Below are 20,649 nucleotides of genomic sequence, written 5' to 3'. Positions count from 1 at the left end.
CCCACGGCACCTTCGGCCCGCGCGACGTGGCCCTGCTGTACGGGCGGCCCGGGCAGGACGGCGAGACCGTGCTGCGGTACGCTGACCGGCCCGAGGTCCAGGTCATCAGCGGGCATGTGAAACAGACCTGGGACCCGGCGAGCGGCGACCTGCGCCTCAACTACAAGCACGACGGCCTCGCCCAGGTCCTCATCACCCCGCCCGGTTCCACGCCCCTGCTGCTCCTGCTCGCCGACGACGCGACCGCCGACACCTACTGGCGTCTCGACACCCCGCAGGGGCCGGTGCTGGCGAGCGGCCCCGAGTTGCTGCGCACCAGTGCGTACGACAACGGTGTCCTGAAGCTCACCGGCGACACCGACAAGGCGGCGAGCCTTCACGTCGTCACGGGAACGCCGGCCACCTCCGTCACCTGGAACGGCCGCCCTGCGAACCGCGCCCTGGACACCGCCGGGACACCCCTCGCCGGGCCGGAGCCCGTCACGGTGCCGACTCTGGGCGGCTGGAAGTACCACGCCGAGACCCCGGAATCGCAGCCCGATTTCGACGACGCGGCTTGGCGCGCCGCCGACAAGCAGGCCTTGTCGGCGGACCACTACGGCTTCCACGCCGGCTCGATCTGGTATCGGGGGCACTTCACGGCGGCCGGTACGGAGACCGCGGTGAAGGTCGACGCGACCACGGGGCGCGGCGGCAGGTACCTGGCATGGCTGAACGGCACGTATCTGGGCAGCAGCGATGACGCAACACACCGCTTCGACATCCCCGCCGGGACGCTGAAGCCGGGCAAGGACAACGTGCTGGCCGTCCTCTCCGCCAACACGGCGCACGAGCAGGACTGGTCCGCGGACGACCACCACAAGGAGCCGCGCGGGCTGACGGGTGCACGCCTGGTGGGCTCGGACAAGCAGATCGGCTGGCGGCTCCAGGGCGCGCTCGGCGGCGAGGACCTCGTCGACCCGGTACGCGGCCCGCTGAACACCGGCGGTCTGTACGGCGAGCGGCACGGAATGCACCTGCCGGGCTACCCGGACGACGCGTGGTCGTCCGTGTCCCTGCCGGACTCGCGCAGGGGCGCGCCCGGAGTGTCCTGGTACCGGACCACCTTCGCCCTGGACCTGCCGAAGGGGCAGGACGTGCCTCTCGGCCTGACGTTCAAGGACGACAAGGCGAAGAACTACCGGGCGCTCGTGTACGTCAACGGCTGGATGGTCGGTCTGTACGTCAACGACCTGGGTCCGCAGACGACGTTCCCCGTACAGCCCGGCATGCTGCGCACCCATGGCCGCAACACCGTCGCGATCGCGGTGATCGGCGAGGACGCGAACGGCGACGGCCTCGGCAGCGTGAGCCTGGAGGCATACGGGAACCACACGACGCCGCTGCGGTACCGGGACATCGCATCACCCGGCTGGTCGGCCGCCGTGTACCGCGACCCGCGGGCGGTGGCCGATGTGCGGATCGACGCACCGGACACGATCGCGCGGGGCGGGAGCGGTGAGGTGACGGCCTCCTACACGCACCGTCGGGGCACGGCGCACGACGCGTCGCTCACGCTCCAGCTGCCGGACGGCTGGACGGCGGAACCTGAGGCCCGGCAGCAGCTCGGGGACGTACCGGCGGGAAGCACCGTCACCCGCACTTGGAAGGTGACGACCGCATCGGGCGGGAGCGGCCCGTGGTCGGCAGTGCTGTCGGTGACCGGGCGCTCCCGGGACGGGTCGGCGGGCGCCGCTACAAGCGTCGCCTCGCCGCCCGCGGCGCCCGCCGCGGGCACGCACGACCTGGCCGATCTGGACTTCCTCTCGACCAACGGATGGGGTCCGGTGGAGCGGAACACCTCCAACGGCGAGGACGCGGCCGGGGACGGGCGCCCGATGTCCATCGCCGGCACGGCGTACGCCAAGGGGCTTGGGGCGCACTCCGACAGTGACATCACCGTCCACCTGGGCGGCACGTGCACTCGCTTCACCGCGTCCGTCGGCGTGGACGACGAGACGAACGGCGGTGGCTCGGTGACCTTCACGGTGCTCGCCGACGGCAAGCAGGTCGCCGCCACGCCGGTGCTGAGGGGCCGCCAGGCCGCTGTCACGCTGAATGCCGACGTGTCCGGCGCCCAGGTGCTCGACCTGGTCGTCGGCGACGGCGGTGACGGAAAGACGCAGGACCACGCGGACTGGGCGACCGCCACCGTGAGCTGCGCGCCCTAGACGAGTCTTTCCGAACGTTCAGTGGTCATAGGCGGTCAGTGAGCGGCTGACCGCCTGGCCGGTCTGGAAGTTGTGCCAGATAGCGGCAGTCAGCGCTAGGACGCGCTGCGCGACACGCACGGCAACGCCCTCGCAGGTACGACCGCCGTGTTGTTCCAGGTCGAGCTGGCCCTTGAGAGTGTCGTTCACTGACTCGATCAACTGGCGGACCTTCTTGAGCATCGGCTCTCCGGGGCGGGTGGCCTCGCGTTTCGTCGACGGCCGCAGCAGCGTGACGCCCTGTTCGGACAGTGACCGCTCGAACGCCTTGGACGCAAAGCCCTTGTCCGTGATCAGCAGCAGGCCAGGCCGGTCCCGCACGAGCTGAGCGTCGACCTCCATCATTGCCGCCAGGACTTCGCGCTCATCGATCTTCGGACTGGCCAGGGCCCACAGGATCGGCATGCCCGAGGGAGTGCACGCCAGGAATAGTCGTAGCCCCCAGTAGAACCGCGAGTGGGACGCGCAGTAGCCGTAGTTTGCCCAGCCCGCCACCTCGGACCGCTTCACCGTGGGCCGCGACGTGCCGCAGGGTACGGGTGTGGAGTCGCAGATCCACACGGTGTCGTGCCAGAAGTCGGTGTCCTTGGCCAGGACCCGGATGAGGCGTTTGACCTGCGGTAGCGCGGCCCGCAGGCGTTTGTTGTAGCCGGCGTCCTGCGGGATGTACGGGAACATGCCGCGGTAGTGGGCGCGCACGTGCCGCAGCCAGTGAGCCTCGCTGTGGAAGCCGAGCAGGGCCTGCATCACAGCCAGGCACAGCAGCTCGGAGTGGCTCAGTTTCGGCGGCCTGCCGGGCAGTCGAGCGATCCCGGCCCAGTCATCGTCGATCTTCACGTACAGTGCGGTCACGAGGGTGGTCAAGTTCGTCGTCACAAACGGATCTTGAGCACCCTCGTCTCATGCCCGCAGGCATTTGGAAAGACTCGTCTAGTACTCCAGCAGTACTTCCATGCCTGACCTGGGGCAACGTCGAGTGGTGGGAGTGTAGCGGGCGGGCTGTGGTCATGGGCGACTGCTGCCCGTCCGCCCCTCGAACGAGTGCCCCCCGACGACGAGGCCGTGTCAGGCCAGGGAGACCTCTGACCGTGATCACTACACCGGCAGCCGAGACCTGGGACCACGAATTGGACGACCTCTTCACCACCATCGGCCACCGCTTCGGCCACGTCGAACCCCGTCATGGTCATCTCGTTGATCTCGACCACGCGGCCCGCAGCGTCAACGGCGGTCCGCGCCACAGGATTACAGACGTGGCCAGCGGCAGTTGAAGGGCCTCAATCTCGTCGGGTAACGGCATGCGGACCTGGATCTCCTCGCGGAATCGCATGGGCTTGCGTCCAAGCCCGGCAAGGGGCTGCACGTTCCGCCGGGACCCGTGTCGGGCTCGGTGATTCGGGAACCGGCCACGAGATCTGACGGCAGGCCGGCTTCGTCTCATGCTGTGGCCGTCGGGACGGCTGTCCGTCCGTCATCTGAACTCGGCTTGGCGGCGTGGTCTGAGGTCGTTTCGGTTCTGGCGTAGAGGACCTCGCGGCCCTGCTCCGCGGCGCGGACGAGCGCTTCGCTGACGAAGTCGAGGAAGCGGGCGGCATTCTCGAGGCGGGTGGCGGCCGGGGTGCCCCGGCCGAGGATGCCGACGCCCTGCCGTGCGGTCTCGATGAACTGGTCGTTGGCCCGGGCGCTGCGGATCATCGACTGGTACCAGAGGTCGTCGTCGACGACGTAGCGCTCGCGGCGGCGTTCGTCGCGTTCCCGGCGGACGAGGTCCATGCTCTCGAGGAACGTGATCGCTTTGGAGATGGACGCCGGGCTGACCTGGAGGCGCTGGGCGAGTTCGGAGGCGGTGAGTCTGCCGGTGTCGGTGGTGTAGAGGCAGCCCAGCACCCGGGCCATCATCTTGGGCAGGCCCGAGGTCATGAAGACGGTGGTGAGGGTCTCCTGGTAGTCGCGCACGGCCTCGGCGTCGCGTCCGTGGGATTGCGGGAGCGCCTGCGACCCCCGGGGCGCGGCCTGCTTGCCCCGGTGGGTGCGCTGCTGGGTGGCGCGGTGGGCCAGATCGGCGCGGTAGCCGGCGGGGCCGCCGTTCCGCGTCACCTCACGCGTGATCGTGGAGGTCGGACGGTCGAGACGGCGGGCGATCTCGGCGTAGGCCAGGCCGTCGGCCAGCCCCACCGCGATCTGCTGGCGCTCCTGCTGGGTGAGTCTGCCTCCCGGCATCACGACCCCCTTTTATGCCCCACGGGTGCCCCATGGTGCTGCTCGGTGTTCCCTGACGCCTCCACTATAGCGTTCACCTTCAACTCATTGCAACGAATGACTGTTCCATCGTTGCGTTCATCGAGAGGGCGTTGCAATGATTATTGCGCTGTCACCTGCACAGATGCCATTCCTAAGCAAAGATGGCGTTGCTTAAATCTGGAAAGCAACGTAGCGTTTCCCTCATCAGGAAACAGCGAGCCGCAAGCGCAAGGGAGAGCACAATGCAGAAGTTCGACACCCCCGCCCCGATCTCCGCCGTCCTGGACCTCCCCGCTGGACGCGTCCAGTTCATCGCCGCAGACCGGACCGACACCGCGGTCGAGGTCCTGCCCGCGGACGCCTCGAAGGGCCGCGACGTGAAGGCGGCGGAGCAGACCACGGTCGAATACGCCGACGGAGTCCTGCGGATCGAGACTTCGGCGAAGAACCAGTACCTCGGCCCCTCCGGAGCCATCGAGGTGACGGTGAAGCTGCCCGCCGGTTCCCGCATCGAGGCCAAGGCGGCCAGCGCCGAACTCCGGACCCTCGGCCGCCTCGGCGACGTCGCCTTCGAAGGTGCCTACCGCCAGATCAAACTGGACGAGACCGCAAGCCTCCGCCTCACCGCGGTCGACGGCGACATCGAGATCGGCCGGCTGGGCGGCCTCGCGGAGATCAGCACCGCGAGGGGCGACATCCGGATCACCGAGGCCACGGGCGGCAAGGTCGTGCTCCGCACCCAGTCCGGCGACATTTCGATCGGCGCCGCCGCCGGCATCTCGGCCACCCTGGACGCCGGCACCAGCCACGGCCGCATCAACAACACCCTCAAGAACGACGGCACCACCGAACTCGACATCCACGCCACCACCTCCCACGGCGACATCACCGCCCACAGCCTCTGACGCGACCGCGTCACCTGCGCGGCGTCCGGACCTTGAGCAAGACGACGAAAGCGCCCCCTGACCTGGAACGACCGGACTCGTCCAAGACTTCTGCCGTTCCAGCAGGAAAGCAACGCGATCCGAATCCGGCCCCCAGCCAAGGACAACGAGCAGCAGCTGCCACTCGCAGGCCCGAACACGGAGACCGGAGGCACGGTGGAGCACCACGAGGAGGCCGAGACCATCGTCGTCCGGCATGACGGCAACTCCGACGGCGGGAAGCCGACCTGGCTGGAAGGGAAACCGGTGCCGGATCCGCTGCGCACCAGGGACTGGAACGCCGACTGACCGGCGACTGACCGACCATCGGGCGTCCGCGATCATCAGCCCCAGGCCACCGCAGCCCGATTGCCAATGCCACCGCGTACGTTGAGTACCGAAAGGGGGAAAGCCGGTCGTGGGGACCGCTGTTGTGGTCCGCAGCGGGGCGCGGGAGCAGCAGGTCGGCCCAGTATCGGATGACGTACGGCTCGTCCGGCAGCCGAATGCCGAGCTGATCTGGCTCGGGCCCGGACGCTCATGAGCCGGTCAAGCATTTCGGCCATGTGCGGAGGCAACCCCTTCCCGTGCACGTATGGGAACGTGTGACCAGTGGGAAGTCCTACGACGGGCCGCTGCGCTAGCAGGCCAGCTCGTCCAGCTCGTCCAGCAGGGGGATGGTCATCTCCTGTTGGCTGCCGGTCAGGGACTGCTCGACCCAGATGACCTTGCCCCGGGCCGTGTACCTCGTCCCCCACCGTTCGGAGCACTGGGCCACCAGGAACAGTCCACGGCCGCCCTCGTCAGTGGCTCTGGCTCGGCGCAGGTGGGGGGAGGTGCTGCTGCCGTCGGAAACCTCGCAGATAAGGCTGCGGTCGCACAATATCCGTACCTGTATCGGTGCGCATCCGTGGCGGATTGCGTTGGTGACCAGTTCGCTGAGGATCAGCTCGGTGGTGAAGCCGAGCCCCTCCAGCCCCCACGTCTCCAGTTGGCGGGCGCAGGCGGCGCGGACCTGGGAGACGGCCGCCGCGTCGGAAGGCACGTCCCAGTTGGCGAGCTTCTCGGAGGGGAGCAGGCGGGTGCGGGCGACCAGTAGCGCGATGTCGTCGCTCGGTTGCTGGGGCAGCACGGTGTCGCAGACCGCCGTGCAGATCTCCTCGGGGCTACGGCCCGTGCTGTTGGCCAGGGCGGCGCGCAGCAGAGCGAGACCTGTGTCGATGTCGCGGTCGCGACCCTCGATGAGCCCGTCGGTGTAGAGAACCAGGCGGCTTCCCTCGCGCATCTGCAGCTCGGCCGTCTCGAACGGTTCCCCACCCAGCCCGAGCGGCGGGGAGGCGGGCACTTCGGGAAAGGCCACGGTGCCGTCGGGGTGGACCAGCGCGGGGCCTGGGTGACCGGCCCTGGCCACGGTGGCCCGGCCGGTGACCGGGTCGTAGATGGCGTAGAGGCAGGTGGCTCCGGTGATCCCTTCGCCACCGCTCTGGGCCTCCTCGTCCTGGTCGAGCCCGGTGACCAACTCGTCGAGGTGGCTGAGGAGTTCGCCGGGCGACAGGTCCAGCGCGGAGAAGTTGCGAACGGCGATGCGTAGTCGGCCCATGGTGGCCGCGGCGTGCACGCCGTGCCCGACCACGTCACCGACCACGAGGGCCACCCGGGCCCCCGGCAGCGGAATGACGTCGAACCAGTCTCCGCCCACCCCGGCTTGAGCCGGCACGTAGCGGGAGGCCACCTCGACGGCGTCCTGCTCGGGCACACCACGGGGCAGCAGGCTGCGCTGGAGGGTGACCGCCAGGGTGTGTTCGTGGGTAAAGCGGCGGGCGTTGTCGATGCACACTGCGGCGCGAGCGACCAGCTCTTCGGCGAGAGCCAGGTCATCGGCGTCGAAAGGACTGGGCCGTTCCGAGCGCCAGAAGGCGGCTACGCCAAGGACGGCTCCTCGTGCTCGCCGCAGTGGGACGGTGAGGAGTGAATGGAATCCATACGCGAGCGCCTTTTGTACCCACTCGGCATCCTGCTGCCACCACGACGGGTCGTCGCTCAGACGAGGCACGACAATCGCCTGGCCCAGGTCGAGAGCCCGGGCATGCGGCGTGCTCGGACCAAACGTGATCAGCTGACCGGGCGGGTAGAGGGGATGGCCGTCGCGGATGCCCTTGAGGGCCGTACGGCGGAATCCCGTACCCACCGGCTCTTCACCGCGCAGGATGGGGTCCACCAGATCGACGGAGACGAAATCCGCGAACCGCGGCACCGTCACCTCCGCCAGTTCCTCGGCCGTCCGCCGCGCATCGAGGGTGGTCCCGATGCACACGCTGGCGTCGTACAGCAGCTTCAGGCGCTCCCTCGCCACCTCGGCCCGCCCCGACAGGACGTGCAGCTCCGTGGTGTCCCGGAGCGTCGCCACGCTGCCCGGCGGCCCTCCGTACAGATCCGTGGGCCGCTGGTTCACTGCCAGCAAGCGGTCGCCCGCCACGTGTACCTCGTCTGTGGCGACGCGCCCCGAGACCAGTAGCCGGGTCATGTCGGGGTCCAGGCCGAGATCGGCGACGGGGCGTCCCTCTGCGTTCGGGGGCAGATCGAGCAGGCGATGGGCCTCGTCATTGGCGAGCAGCAGCGATCCGCCGCCGTCCGCTATGAACACGCCCTCGCGGACCGAGTGCAGCACCGCGTCGTGGTGCTCGTACATGCGGGTGATCTCCGCGGGACCGAGGCCGCGGGTCTGGCGCCTCACCCGCCGAACCGCTAGCGCCGTACCCACGGTGGTCGCGGCCAACGCGGCGGCGCCGCCGCCGGCGAGGATCGGCAGCTGCCGATAGACCGCACTGTTCACCTTGCTGACCTGGACGCCGGCGGTCACCATGCCCACGACCCTGCCACGGGCATCGATCACCGGGGCCGTCGCCTGTATCTCGGATCCGAGAGGATCGTGGACGTTCTCGACGTACGTGTGGCCGGCCAGGACCGGTCCGATATTGGCCACGACCCTCTTCCCGATGAGCGTCGGATTTGTCTGTGTGTAGCGAATCCCATGTGTATCCGCCACGACAATGAAGCTGACCTCGGCGCGCTTACGGGCCGCTTCGGTCAGCGGCTGGAGTACCGCCGTAGGATTCGGTGACTTCAGCGCTTGCTGGATCCCCGGTGCGTGGGCAAACATCTCGGCAGCGGTGACCGAGCGGTCACGAGCATTCCGGAAGCTCTCACTGCGTGCCAGGAACACGAGGGCCAACACCGCAGAAGCAATAATCAGCAGCACGATGGCCGCCTGCAGAAAGAAGACCTGGCCAGCGATGCTCCGTGGGTTCAGCAGGAGCCGCAGATGTTGCCCGGATCGGCGCGAGTATTTGCCTCCACGATCCCCTTCGGGGCCCGCGCCACCACGTCGGTCGAATATGTGGACTGCCCGAATCAACGGCAGCTTAAAAATGCCACCATGCCTTGTTTGTACCCCCGCGTGTTGATGAAGAACGTGGGCACGGGAAGGTGGCCGCAGCCGTTGGATCTGTCTGAACGCCCACTCCACAGGTCAGCGCGGGCCGAGATCGATGAATCCTGCACGCATCACCGAGAGCAGCCACTTGCCGAGCGGCCCCACCCGCGGCAGCCGCTTGACCATCACCGTGGGAGGTGTCTGGTCCTCACTGGTCAGGCGGTGGAGAGGGTGCGGGCGCGTTGGTGCGTTGGACGGCGATGACGGCGGCGTCGTCGGCGAGGTGTCCGCCGACATGGGCGAGCAGGTCGGCGCGCAGATGGCGGACCAGTGCCGAGGGCCTCTCCTGCGTCCAGGCCGCGGCTCGCTCGGCCAGCGGGTAGAAGACACCCCGGGAGTTCCGGGCCTCGGCCACGCCGTCGGTGTGCAGCAGCAGCACATCCCTGGGCCCCAGTGCGAAGGTGTCGACGTGGTAGTCGGACTCGGTCAGCTCGCCCAGGCCCAGCGGCGGCGCGGGACGGGCGGCGCGCAGCGTGGTGACTTGCTGGTCGCACAGCAGCAGGGGTGGCGGGTGCCCGCAGGTGACCATCTGCACCATGGAGGGCTCGTCGGGGATGTCGATAACGGCGGCGGTGATGAAGCACTCCCCGGCCTGCTCGGCCTCGGTGGGTTCGGCCAGGTTCCAGCACACGCTCTGATCCAGGTAGGCCATGAGGTCGGGCAGGGTGGCCTGGCGGTGCGCGGCCGCCCGGAAGGCGCCGAGCAGCAGGGAGGCGTCGCCGATCGCGGTCAGGCCCTTGCCCATTGCATCCCCGATGATCAGCCGTGTCCCGGAAGCGGTGCGTACCGCCGCGTAGAGGTCGCCGCCGATCAGGGCTTGCTCCTGCGCCGCCAGATACATCGACGCCACCCGCAGCGGGCCGATCCGGCGCGGCAGCGGCCTGAGCACCACGCGTTGCGCCGCCTCCGACACCGTCCGCACTTGCGCCAGTTCACGGGAGTGTCGCTCCCGCAGATAGCGGAAGACCGTCACGATCACCGAGACCACCACCAGGGCGATGATCTGCGAGTCGAAGTACATCGTGTCCAGCAGGTGTTCGCGTTCCACGCCGATGACGAGCATGCCCGCCACCGCGACGGCGGCGATCGCCCCGGTGACGAGGGTTGAGGCGAAGGACGCGGTGAGCGCGGGCGCCACGATGAGCAGCGACGGGCCCAGCGGCAAACCGTGCGGGGTCAGCACGTCGACCAGCACGATGACCGCGATCAGACTGAGCGGGAGTGCAAGCAGAGCATCGCTGGCTCGCCGCGAGCGCTGCCGGTGCGCAATCCGCTGCCGCAGGCGCATACCCTCGGTCTACACCCGCCGGGGCAGCCCCGCAGGAAATGGAGAGACCGCAGAGCTGCAAGGTCCACCGTTCGGGCACACTGGGTGTCCGTGACGGTTGATCGCTGTCACGGTGAGGGCATGCTGGACCGCGGTCTTGGCCATGCGGCATCGTCGCAGCCCGAAGGCGCGCACGACCTGCGGCAGCACACCGCGCAACCGGACCGACGCTCGGATCCAGTGGGCTTTCCGGACGCCGCGCCAGCAACAGCTCGCGCTACCGCCTGCACGTGTCGGTCACCGCGTCGCTGTGGTACAGCAGTGGCTGCCGCACCGTGTGGGCCATGGTCGATGCAAACGTGCCGGAGAAGTACTGGACCGGCAAGGGCTGCAACATCTGGCGCAACAGCGACATGAAGCACTACACGTGCAACCACACCACCGGCACCCGCGAGAAGCTCTCGCCCATGCTCAACGACAAGAACACCACCGGCTTCGCCACCGCCTGGTCCTACATCGGCGACGACCCCCACCTGATGTTCGCCCGCACCGGCTCGTACTGACGGACGGGATCCGGGCGGTCCGGCCGGCGCCGGACCGCCCGGCTACGCCACCGCCGACCGCAGGTCACCGGCCACCGCGACTGGGAACCAGCGGCGTGGCGCGAGAGTTCGGGAGCGGAGGCCACGGGGCGGGACGGCCGTAGACCGCTGGATCGACACCGTGCTGATGCAACGAACGCTTGGCCACACACCGGAAAGCACACACCCAGACTGGGCGGATGACACGGACCTGAATCGGTGACCTGCGAAGTACGGGGCTAGACCCGGAAGATGTGCACCACATGAGGAGTGTCCGCGAGGGTGTGCGGGGCCAGGGCGTGGTACGCCCAGACGTGGACCCAGGCGTTGCCCGTGCGCAGGGTGAGCACCGCCTTCATCATGCCTGGGGCGAAATAGGTGAGAAGCAGGAAGGCCCCCGACAACAGCGTGTCTTCGAGCGATCCAAACCGCGTCCAGGCGTCCCACAGGTGGAAGGCGGCGTAGGCGAGGCCGCCCGCGACGACGGTGGCGGCGGTCGAGCCGGTGAGCTTGAGCACGCGGGGGAGCAGGATCGCGTAGATGAAGATCATGGCGGGGAGCACCGCGCCGGCGAGGTAGAGCGTGAAGGTGAGTGGCAGGCCCACGAGCAGTCGGCGCCCGCCCAGTTCGAGGGTCTCGGGTTCGAGTACCAGGAACTGCACCACCGACTCGACGACCAGCACGACGGCGACCAGGACGGTGTCGGCCCGGCGGTCGGCCGAGCGCAGGCAGAGCTGTTCGGCGGTATAGCGACGGCGGAAGTACAGCAGAGGTACGAGGGCGTACACGATCACGTTGTAGAGCGCCCAGGTGACGGCCTCGGTCGGGGTGACATGTTCATGGGTGCCGTAGAGCGTGCCGGCGAGGTGGAAGCCGAAGGGGTGCCAGCCGAGAGAGCGGGCGAGGACGTATCCGAAGGCGAGTCCAGCCGCTCCGTAGGCGAGCAGCAGGAGGGTCTCGCGCAGCGCCTGGGCACGCTCGGGAGTTCGGGCGGCGAGGTCGGGCCGGGGACGTCGGCGAGTGAGCAGACCGACGAGGGCGATCAGCAGCAGAACCTCGACGAGACCGACGTTGGCTTCCAGGAGGTGGTCCGCGGTCTTCTGCCCGGTACTGGATGCCCAGGTGAAGGGCAAGCGGTCTCCCGCGACGGCGACGACGAGCGCGTTGGCGGCCAGCCAGCCGAGGACGGCTGCCCATAGGGCCCGTGAGCGCAGCAAGGACTTGCGGCGGGCCGAGTCGGATTCAGGGGCGGTGGTGGGGCGGGTGAGCTGCATGGGAGCCTCCGCGATTTATTTAGCACGACCGTGCCATGAAGCGTTGGGTTCGAATGTAGCACGACTGTGCTATAAAAGGTCCATGCCCAAGGTGGTCGATCCCAGGATCCGTCGCAGAGAGCTGGCTGAAGCGGTATGGCGGGTGGTCCGGCGCGACGGCCTGGAGCACGCCTCGGTCCGCAACGTGGCCCGGGAGGCAAGACTCTCGATGGGCTCGCTGAGGCACTACTTCGCGAGCCAGTCCGAGCTGATGGCCTTCGCGCTGCGGCTGGTCATCGACGGGATCGAGCAGCGGATCGCGGCACTGCCCTCGGACGGCGACCCGCGGCAGCGTGCCGCGCGTGTACTCGCTGAGCTGCTGCCGCTGGACGACCAGCGGCGAGCGGAGAACGAGGTGTGGCTGGCCTTCACCGCCCGCGCCATGACAGACCCCGAGCTGCGGGCCCTGCGCGACGAGGGGTACGACATGCTCCGCGCGGGCTGCCGCGGTCTCGTGGCCGGCCTCATCGGTCCCGGCCGCGACCCGGAGCGGGAGGCCGCCCGGCTGCACGCCCTGCTGGACGGGCTCGCCGTGCACGCCGCCGTACGCCCGGACGTCGACACCCCCGACGCGCTGCGCGCCGTCATCGCCGATCACCTGTCCGAGCTACGAGCTCCACGGACCACTGACGCGCCGACGCGATCCTAGGCGAGTCTTTCTGCATACGGTCAGTGGTCGAAGGCGGTCAGTGGGCGGCTGACCGCCTGGCCCGTCCGGCAGTTGTGCCCGATCACGGCGGCCAGCGTCAGGACGCGCCGGGCAACCCGGGCGACCACCACGCGGCCGCCGGCGCAAGCGGCCGCCGGGCACTACGACAAGGTCTCGACGTACTCCTCGGGCTGACCCAACTCCGGCGCGTCGCGCAGCTCGACCCGCTCTCCGAAGCGTTCCAGCTCCAGCAGGGTGAGGGTGTTCTCACCAGGCACCAGGAGCGGCGCCGGCAGATAGAGCGTCACCTGCGGTCCGATCTCCCAGTACCGACCGAGCAGGAACCCGTTGACCCAGACGAAACCCTTGCCGAAACCGGGAAGTGCCAGGAATGCGTCCGCCGGCTCGTCCACCGTGACCCGTGCAGTCGCGAATCCCGCCGTGCCCTGCGGCTCGGTGGCACTCGCCGCGCGGGCGACTTCGTCCGCCGACCATTCGTCCAGCGGCAACGGGTGCATCTCCCAGCCGTGGATCAGCCGACGGCCTACCCGGACATGGCCGAGAATGCCCTTGCCCTGGCCAAGCAGCGGACCGTAGTTGATCCGCCCCTGGTTCTCCACCAGCAGTTCCAGCCGTACCTGCCGACCCGTGCCGGGCACGGTGAGCGAGTCGACCTCCCGGTCGAGGACCCCCGCCGCAACGCCGTCGACGAAGACCTGGGCGCGGTCGTGGACTCCGCTGACGATCACCTCGTTGGTGCCCCGGGGGAGCATCGGGCGCGCACGGTAGAGCACCAGCCCGGACGCCTGTCCCAGTTCCTCGAAGCTCAACGGGTGGGGTGACACCACCGCCTGGGACATCGCCTCCAGCCCGCCCATCAGACCGGACCCCCGGGTGACGGGAAGGGCGCGGGGTGCCAGCAGCGGAGGGTCGGCGGGCAGCGGCGGGTTCGGCAGGCCGGTCACGGCGCTGAGTCGGTCCCGCAACGCGAAGAACTTCGGGGTGAGCCCGCCGTGTTCGGCGATCGGCGCGTCGGAGTCGTAGCTGGTCACGGTCGGCTGGATGGCCTTGCCGTCGTGGTTGGCTCCTGCCCACATCCCGAAGTTGGTGCCGCCGTGGGCCATGTACACACTGACCGAGCCACCGGCGTGGAGGATGTCGCTCAGCGTTCCTGCCGCGCTCTGCGGCGCCCGGACATGGTGCCGCTCTCCCCAGTGGTCGAACCAGCCGTTCCAGAACTCCGCGCAGACAAAGGGCTCGTCGCGGCGGCGCGTCCTCAGTACCTCGGCGGCCTCGGCCGCATGGGAGCCGAACGTCACGGCCGCAAGGTGGTCGGACAGTGTCCCGCCATCGAGCATCAGCTCGGTCGGACCGTCCGCCGTGTACAGCAACTCGGTGACGCCGCGCTCGAGGAGGGCGTCGCGGATCCACTGCATATAGGCGTGGTCGTCACCGTAGCTGCCGTACTCGTTCTCGATCTGCAGGGCGACGACGGGTCCTCCGTGAGCGGCCTGCAAGGTGGCAAGGCGCGGGATCAACTGATCGAACCAGCGGGCCACCGCGTCCAGGAAGGGACCGTGCGAGGACCGCAACCGCATCCCCTGGCTGCCCGTGAGCCAGGCGGGCAGCCCGCCGTTGTCCCATTCGGCGCAGATGTACGGGCCGGGTCGCACGATCGCGTCCAGGCCGGCGTCCTGCGCGAGGCGGAGGAATCGTTCGACGTCACGCCAGCCGTCAAAGCGCGGTCGACCCCGGTGCTGCTCGTGGAAGTTCCACGGAATGTAGGTGTCGACCGTGTTCAGACCCATGGCGGCGAGCCGCGCCAGCCGGTCCCGCCACTGTTCGGGATGGACCCGGAAGTAGTGCAGGGACCCGGCGAGGATGCGGTGGGGGCGGCCGTCCCGCAGAAGCCCGCCGCCGGGGTGGGACAGAATAGCTGTCGACCGGTGCATGGGCCGTTCTCCTGTCACGAGGCTCACGCGACGGCTCCGGTGGTCATGCACGGGCCCCAACGCCGCTGGGGGGGCCGGGAAGTCGACGAGCGGACCGCACTCGCCGCTGCCGCGTTGGGCGTGGTTGGCTTCTTCACGGCATCTCCTCGGCAAGTGGTGAAACGGCGAGAGAGCACAGGCCCCGCTCCCCTGCGGCCCGCCGCCGGGCCGGGACACACTGACGTGCCGGAACTATGACACAGGATGTTAGCGGTGCCAATGGGTGACGCTTCGCGGGCTGTGAGTGCTCCGAGCAGCGTAGACGCGTCGGTGAGAGCGCTATCATCACAGCGGTAGGAGGAGACGAGGGACTCATGCACAAGCGGAGCGAGAACGACGACGCCCGGCCCCCTGGCATGACCGATGTCGCCCGGGTCGCAGGGGTCTCCCCCCAGACCGTGTCGCGGACCCTGGCCGGCCATCCCAACGTGCAGGAGAAGACGCGGGCGAAGGTCCTCGCGGCCGTCGACCAGCTCGGGTACCGCAAGAACAACGCCGCACGAATGCTGTCCTCCGGCCGCAGCCGCACCATCGGCGTCGTGACCATGCAGACCAACTTCTACTCACGCACCGCCGTCCTGTACGGCATCGAGAACGCGGCGCGCCAGGCGGGCTACTCGGTCTCCACCGCCACCACCGCCTCCCTTGACACCTCCGCCATCGAGGCGGCGCTGTCGCGGCTGGCGGAGCAGGGCGTCGAGGGGGTCGTCCTCGCCGTCCCGCTCATCCATGTGAGCAGGCGGATCGAGCAGCTGACCGACTCAGTACCCACCGTCACCATCGACGGGTCGCGCACCTCCGCCACCGAGGTGGTGGCCGTCGACCAGACCCTGGCCGCCCGCCTGGCGACCCGGCACCTTCTCGATCTGGGGCACGAGACGGTCTGGCACGTCGCCGGGCCCCGCGAGTGGCTCGACGCAGTCAGCCGCTCCCAGGGCTGGCGCGACACGCTGGAGGCGGACAGCAGGAGCGTCCCGCCCGAGCTGGAGGGGGACTGGTCGCCTGCGTCCGGTTACCGCAACGGCCTCGTCCTCGGCCGGATCCCGGACGTCACGGCGGTCTTCGTGGCCAGCGACGAGATGGCCTTCGGAGTGATCCGAGCGCTGCACGAGCTCGGCAGGCGGGTGCCCGACGACATCTCGGTCGTCGGCGTCGACGACATCGCCCTGGCCGAGTACTGCTCGCCGTCGCTGACCACCGTGGCCCAGCCGTTCGTCCACATGGGAGCTCTCGCCGTCGCCCACCTGATGCGCCATCTCGTGGACCCGTACGCCGCCCCCGAACCCGAGTCCGTCGACCCGGTCCTGGTCGTACGCGCCAGCACCGCGCCGCTCCGGCGCGGCGGGCGGTAGGAAGCCCCTCGCGCGCGGCCCGTGCGGCTCCGGGTCGGAGCAGTGCGGGCCACCTCTGTGCCGTGCCCCGTCCCGGGCCGTCCGCCTGCGGCGGCGGCCGGCGGCCGGTGCCGGACGATTCCTCGGACGAGCGGTACCCAGAACACCCTCTGTGTTATCGCTGCCATTCCCCTACTGCCTCCCCCTGCACCATGACAGTCACCGGCAAGCCGCCCGGTGAAGCCCAGGCCCCGCCCGGGACGGGCGACTTCGGCAGCGCGCCGTGCTCGGTCGGTAACCCGGCAAGCCGATATCTCCTGCGGGGCAAGAGCTCCAGGGCTCTATTGTCATCGATAACATTCCCCTACTGTCTTCCTCACTCTCTCGTTCAGAGTCACGAGGAAGCTCCCAGGTGGATCCCATGCCCCTGCACCATTCCCGACACCCTCGGCGCACAGCCCGGCCAAGGTCCGGCGCCGCCGCGGCGACCGCCGCGCTTCTCGTCCTGGGCGCCCTGTCGGCCGGCGCCCTACCGGCCCAAGCCGCCTCGACTGCCACCCCCGCCCCGGCCGCTCCGGCACCCCCGGACCATCCCGCGACGCCGGTCGAGCTGACCGGTCCGGGCCTGACGGTCCGGGTGGCCCAGGAGTTCCCGCAGGTCGTCTCGTACACGATGGGCGGCAGGTCACTCGGCGGCCAGGAGCGGGCCCTGGACACCTTCACCATCAACGGCACGGCGCACACCGCCACCACGGCCATGAAGGCGCACGGCAACCAGGCCGTGTACACCTCCACCTTCGCCGATCTGCCGAACCTCACCATCATCTCGACGATCACGGTAAACGACGACAAGACCGTCGTCTTCGCGGTGAAGAGCATCGAAGGCTCGGCCGCCTCCAGCGTCGACCGGCTGGCGATCCCGGACCAGTCACTCGTCTCGGTCGACTCCTCCTCCCCGCACGCGACACTGGCTCGTACGAAGATCTCGGCGAACTCGACCACCACAGCGGACCAGTTCGTCCCGATCACCACGGCGACGGCCCCGGATGGGGCCGCCGTCAGCACGCCGTACGGCTTCGTGAGCAACGGCGGCCTGGCCGCCGGCATCATCACCAACGCCACCGACGACTCCGCGCAGGACAACAACGACAACTGGAACACCCGCCTGCAGTCGAGGATCGTGGACGCCGGCAACGGCGCCCGCCGCGCGGAGCTGTCCGTCGGCACCTACACCTACGCGCCCCGCGGTGCCACCGATCCGCGGGTGCAGACCTACGCCCTGCCCGAGGCCACCGTCGTCCTCGCCGCGGACGCCAACGACAACGGACAGGTGGACTGGCAGGACGGCGCGATCGCCTACCGCGCCCACATGACCCGCCCACTGGGCTCAAACCGCGTGCCCGAGCGCGTCGTGCAGCACATACCCTTCAACTTCGCCAGCCAGGCGACCAATCCGTTCCTCAAGACGCTCGACAACGTCAAGCGGATCTCGATGGCCACGGACGGCCTCGGCCAGTGGGCCCTGGAGAAGGGTTACGCCAACGAGGGCCACGACTCGGCTCACCCCGACTACGGCGGCAACTACAACATCCGGGCAGGCGGGCTCGCCGACCTGAACCGGCTCACCAAGGCCGGAGCCGAGTACAACTCCGACTTCGCCGTCCACGTGAACGCCACCGAGGCCTACCCACAGGCGAAGAACTTCAGTGAGGCCCTGATCAAGGGCCAGGTCAACGGCTGGGACTGGCTGAACCAGTCGTACCACATCGATCAGCGCACCGACCTGGGCACCGGCGCGATCCTCGACCGGTTCAAGGAGCTGCGCAAGGAGGCCCCGGGAATCAGAACCGTCTACATCGACGCCTACTACTCCAGCGGCTGGCTGGCCGACGGACTGGCCGCGCAGCTGCGCAAGATGGGCTTCGAGGTCGCGACCGAATGGTCGTACAAGTTCGAAGGCACCTCGACCTGGTCCCACTGGGCGAACGACAAGAGCTACGGCGGCGTCACCAACAAGGGCATCAACTCCAACATCATCCGGTTCATCGCCAACTCCGACCGCGATGTGTGGAACGTCGACCCGCTGCTCGGCGGGTCCAGCATCAAGGACTTCGAGGGCTGGACGGGCCACGACGACTGGAACGCCTTCTACCAGAACATCTGGACCGACAATCTGCCGACCAAGTTCCTCCAGCACTACCAAGTCATGGACTGGGACTTCGGCAGGTCCGCCACCCTCACCGGCGGCCTCCGTGTCACGATGGCCGACAACAAGCGCCAGGTGTCGATGGATGGCGCGGTCGTGCTCGACGGCGACACCTATCTGCTGCCCTGGGGCGAGGCGAAGGGCGGCAACGGCACCTCGTCGCCGAGCCGGGCCGACAAGATGTACTACTACAGCGCCTCGGGCGGCACGCACACCTTCGAGCTGACCAAGCAGTTCGCCTCCACTCCCAGCTTCACCCTGTACAAACTCACCGACCAGGGCCGGGTGAAGGCCGGCCGGGTGCAGGCCCAGGACGGGAAGGTGAGGCTCACCGTCGACAAGAACCAGCCCTACGTCCTCGCCCCGAACGGGAACCAGGCACCGCACCGGGACGCGCACTACGGCGAGGGCACCGCTCTGGTGGACCCCGGCTTCAACGCCGGGAACCTGGACGCCTGGAATCCGCGGGGCGAGGCGGCCGTCGGGCGTACAGCCAAGGGCGACAACGTCGTGCGGCTCGGCACCGCCGAGTCCGGGATCTCCCAGGAGGTCGACGACCTCACCCCTGGAAGGCGGTACACGCTGAGCTCCGACGTCGAGATCGCCACCGGGCAGCGCCGCGCCGTCACGCTCAGCGTGACCGGCCACGGCGTGACGGCCCACAACAACTTCGACACCACCCCGCTGCGGAACACGATGGCCGCCGACGCCAGGCAGGGCAGCTACGCGCAACGCGCGTCCGTCTCCTTCACCGCACCGGCGAACGGCAAGGTCACCGTGTCGATCGGGGCGGCCGCCGGGGACGCGGCGGTCACCCTCGACAACGTGCGGATCATGGCCGACACCTCCACACCATGGCCGCAGGGCAAGGACGCCGCGTCAGACGGCACCGTGATCACCCACGAGGACTTCGAGGGCAACCAGCCCGGCTGGGGGCCCTTCGTGAAGGGCGACGCGGGCGGCTCCACCGACCCGCGCACCAGCATCAGCGAACTGCACGCCCCTTACAGCCAGAAGACCTGGAAGAACACCTACTCCCCCTACAACTCCGGCACCCTCAAGGGCCAGGCGGTGGACGACGTCATCGACGGGCAGCACTCGCTGAAGGCCCACGAGGAGAACACAGGCCTGGTGTACCGCACCGTCCCCGCTACGGCACGGTTCGTCGCCGGTCACAAATACGCGGTCTCGTTCAAGTACCAGACCAACGTCGACGGCCAATGGGCCTGGGTGACGGGAGCAGACCGGGTCGGGGACGGCAAGGCCGTCTCCCAGGACATCACCCGCGAGGCGCTCGCGCCCGCGCTGGACACCGCGACGTACTCCAAGGAAATCGTGGCCGGCTGCGGCGACACCTGGGTCGGCCTGCGCAAGCTCGGAGGCGCGGCCGGCACGGACTTCGTGCTCGACGACTTCCAGGTGACCGATCTCGGCCCGGTCAGCGGCGGCGCCGCCTGCGCAAGCCTGACCACCCCGGCCGGCACCGACCTGAGCCCCGGCGTGCCGGGCGAGTACGTCACGACGTTCACCAACAACGAAGAGACCGACGCCACGAACGTTGCTGTGAAGCTCGACGGCCTGCCCGCCGACTGGACCACGATGGTCAAGAAGCGGGGCGGCAACGTCTTCGACAGCGTGAAGCCGGGCGCGACCGTCAGCACCACCTGGATCCTGACCCCGCCGGCCGGCGCCGCAGGCACCTCCGCGACGTGGAAGGCCACAGCCGCCTATGACAACTCCGGTGTCACCAAAGCGGTGTCGGCCGACGCCAAGGCCGCGGTCGCGAAAGTGCCGGTCCTCTCGCCCGGCTCGATGACGGCGACCGCCGACTCGGAGAACCTGTCCTCGGGACCGTCGGAAGGCCCGGCCTCCAACGTGCTGGACGGTGACCCGGGCACCATCTGGCACACCGACTACACCCATTCCAACGCGCCGTACCCGCACTGGGTGACGCTGAAGCTGGACGGTTCGGCCGACGTGAACGGCTTTGGCTACCTCGACCGGCAGAGCGGCGGAACGAACGGCCGCGTGGCGGCCTATGAGGTGGCCGTCTCCGACGACGGCAGCACCTGGAGGACCGTGACCAAGGGCTCGCTCATCGACTCGCCGCAGATGCAGCAGATCTCCTTTCCCCCGGTCCGCTCCTCCTATGTGAAATTCACCGCGTTGAGCGCACTCAATGGCCAGCCCTTCGCGGCCGCCGCCGAGATGCGCGTGTACGGCACTCCGGTGGACCTGCCCACCGGGTATCCCCCGGCCGACCGGCCGTAGCACCACATCAGCGGCCTGCCGCCACCGGCTGGTTCACCACCGGTCGCGGCAGGCCCCCTGCCGGGCATGTGCTGGTCCCCGCACCACCATCGACCTCATTCCGAGGCGATCGCTCTTCAGTGAGGGTCCCGTCG

The 20,649-nt window shown here is 69.0% G+C and carries 14 protein-coding genes and 1 pseudogene; 8 read left to right on the top strand and 7 right to left on the bottom strand.

Features of this window, described 5'->3' with window-relative positions; all coding sequences use genetic code 11:
• The coding region (locus BIV24_RS18095; RefSeq protein WP_177198754.1) for an NPCBM/NEW2 domain-containing protein at positions 1-2,210 on the top strand (2,210 nt) is incomplete at its 5' end.
• Between the two features lie 18 nt (positions 2,211-2,228).
• Here the strand turns inward: BIV24_RS18095 and BIV24_RS18090 are convergent.
• Positions 2,229-3,125 (bottom strand): IS982 family transposase, encoded by an 897-nt coding sequence (locus BIV24_RS18090; RefSeq protein WP_071367368.1) that lies wholly within the window; start codon positions 3,123-3,125, stop codon positions 2,229-2,231.
• Positions 3,126-3,337: 212 nt separating this feature from the next.
• On the opposite strand from BIV24_RS18090, the gene BIV24_RS18085 reads away from it, so the two are divergent.
• Positions 3,338-3,520 carry a hypothetical protein gene (locus BIV24_RS18085; protein WP_071367367.1) on the top strand — a complete coding sequence of 61 codons (183 nt, stop codon included), beginning with the start codon at positions 3,338-3,340 and terminating at the stop codon, positions 3,518-3,520.
• 166 nt (positions 3,521-3,686) lie between these two features.
• On the opposite strand, the gene BIV24_RS18080 is transcribed toward BIV24_RS18085, so the two are convergent.
• Positions 3,687-4,469 (bottom strand): GbsR/MarR family transcriptional regulator, encoded by a 783-nt coding sequence (locus tag BIV24_RS18080; protein WP_071367366.1) that lies wholly within the window; start codon positions 4,467-4,469, stop codon positions 3,687-3,689.
• A gap of 263 nt (positions 4,470-4,732) precedes the next feature.
• Here BIV24_RS18080 and BIV24_RS18075 point away from each other — a divergent pair, with 263 nt between their 5' ends.
• Together BIV24_RS18075 and BIV24_RS36080 are read left to right on the top strand one after the other, a co-directional pair.
• Positions 4,733-5,395, top strand: a complete 663-nt coding sequence (locus tag BIV24_RS18075) for a DUF4097 family beta strand repeat-containing protein (protein ID WP_071367365.1) — start codon at positions 4,733-4,735, stop codon at positions 5,393-5,395.
• A 195-nt stretch (positions 5,396-5,590) separates the two neighbouring features.
• Complete coding sequence (locus BIV24_RS36080) at positions 5,591-5,722, top strand: hypothetical protein (RefSeq protein WP_281247758.1); 132 nt, start codon at positions 5,591-5,593, stop codon at positions 5,720-5,722.
• A 331-nt stretch (positions 5,723-6,053) separates the two neighbouring features.
• Here BIV24_RS36080 and BIV24_RS18070 read toward each other — a convergent pair whose 3' ends face one another.
• Both BIV24_RS18070 and BIV24_RS18065 read right to left on the bottom strand, forming a co-directional pair.
• Positions 6,054-8,735, bottom strand: a complete 2,682-nt coding sequence (locus BIV24_RS18070) for a SpoIIE family protein phosphatase (RefSeq protein WP_071367379.1) — start codon at positions 8,733-8,735, stop codon at positions 6,054-6,056.
• Positions 8,736-9,054: 319 nt separating this feature from the next.
• Complete coding sequence (locus tag BIV24_RS18065; RefSeq protein WP_071367364.1) at positions 9,055-10,194, bottom strand: PP2C family protein-serine/threonine phosphatase; 1,140 nt, start codon at positions 10,192-10,194, stop codon at positions 9,055-9,057.
• Positions 10,195-10,517: 323 nt separating this feature from the next.
• On the opposite strand from BIV24_RS18065, the gene BIV24_RS18060 reads away from it, so the two are divergent.
• On the top strand, positions 10,518-10,736 hold the full coding sequence (locus tag BIV24_RS18060; RefSeq protein ID WP_143064624.1) for a hypothetical protein: 219 nt from the start codon (positions 10,518-10,520) through the stop codon (positions 10,734-10,736).
• A 257-nt stretch (positions 10,737-10,993) separates the two neighbouring features.
• Here the strand turns inward: BIV24_RS18060 and BIV24_RS18055 are convergent, their stop codons facing one another.
• On the bottom strand, positions 10,994-12,028 hold the full coding sequence (locus tag BIV24_RS18055) for a hypothetical protein (protein WP_071367362.1): 1,035 nt from the start codon (positions 12,026-12,028) through the stop codon (positions 10,994-10,996).
• A gap of 82 nt (positions 12,029-12,110) precedes the next feature.
• Here BIV24_RS18055 and BIV24_RS18050 point away from each other — a divergent pair, with 82 nt between their 5' ends.
• Positions 12,111-12,716 carry a TetR/AcrR family transcriptional regulator gene (locus BIV24_RS18050; protein ID WP_071367361.1) on the top strand — a complete coding sequence of 202 codons (606 nt, stop codon included), beginning with the start codon at positions 12,111-12,113 and terminating at the stop codon, positions 12,714-12,716.
• Positions 12,717-12,736: 20 nt separating this feature from the next.
• On the opposite strand, the pseudogene BIV24_RS36485 reads toward BIV24_RS18050, so the two are convergent.
• Both BIV24_RS36485 and BIV24_RS18045 read right to left on the bottom strand, forming a co-directional pair.
• Positions 12,737-12,856: pseudogene (locus tag BIV24_RS36485) on the bottom strand (IS982 family transposase); the annotation flags it as partial.
• A gap of 21 nt (positions 12,857-12,877) precedes the next feature.
• Entirely contained in the window at positions 12,878-14,668 is a 1,791-nt protein-coding gene (locus BIV24_RS18045; RefSeq protein ID WP_071367360.1) for a glycoside hydrolase family 35 protein, read from the bottom strand.
• A gap of 353 nt (positions 14,669-15,021) precedes the next feature.
• Here BIV24_RS18045 and BIV24_RS18040 point away from each other — a divergent pair, with 353 nt between their 5' ends.
• Positions 15,022-16,059 (top strand): LacI family DNA-binding transcriptional regulator, encoded by a 1,038-nt coding sequence (locus BIV24_RS18040; protein ID WP_071367359.1) that lies wholly within the window; start codon positions 15,022-15,024, stop codon positions 16,057-16,059.
• 400 nt (positions 16,060-16,459) lie between these two features.
• Complete coding sequence (locus BIV24_RS18035; RefSeq protein WP_071367378.1) at positions 16,460-20,515, top strand: endo-alpha-N-acetylgalactosaminidase family protein; 4,056 nt, start codon at positions 16,460-16,462, stop codon at positions 20,513-20,515.
• The last annotated feature ends 134 nt before the right edge of the window (positions 20,516-20,649 follow it).

The organism is Streptomyces colonosanans, assembly GCF_001866645.1.
GTDB classification, from domain to species: domain Bacteria; phylum Actinomycetota; class Actinomycetes; order Streptomycetales; family Streptomycetaceae; genus Streptomyces; species Streptomyces colonosanans.
This window is presented reverse-complemented; position numbering and strand designations above follow the sequence as displayed.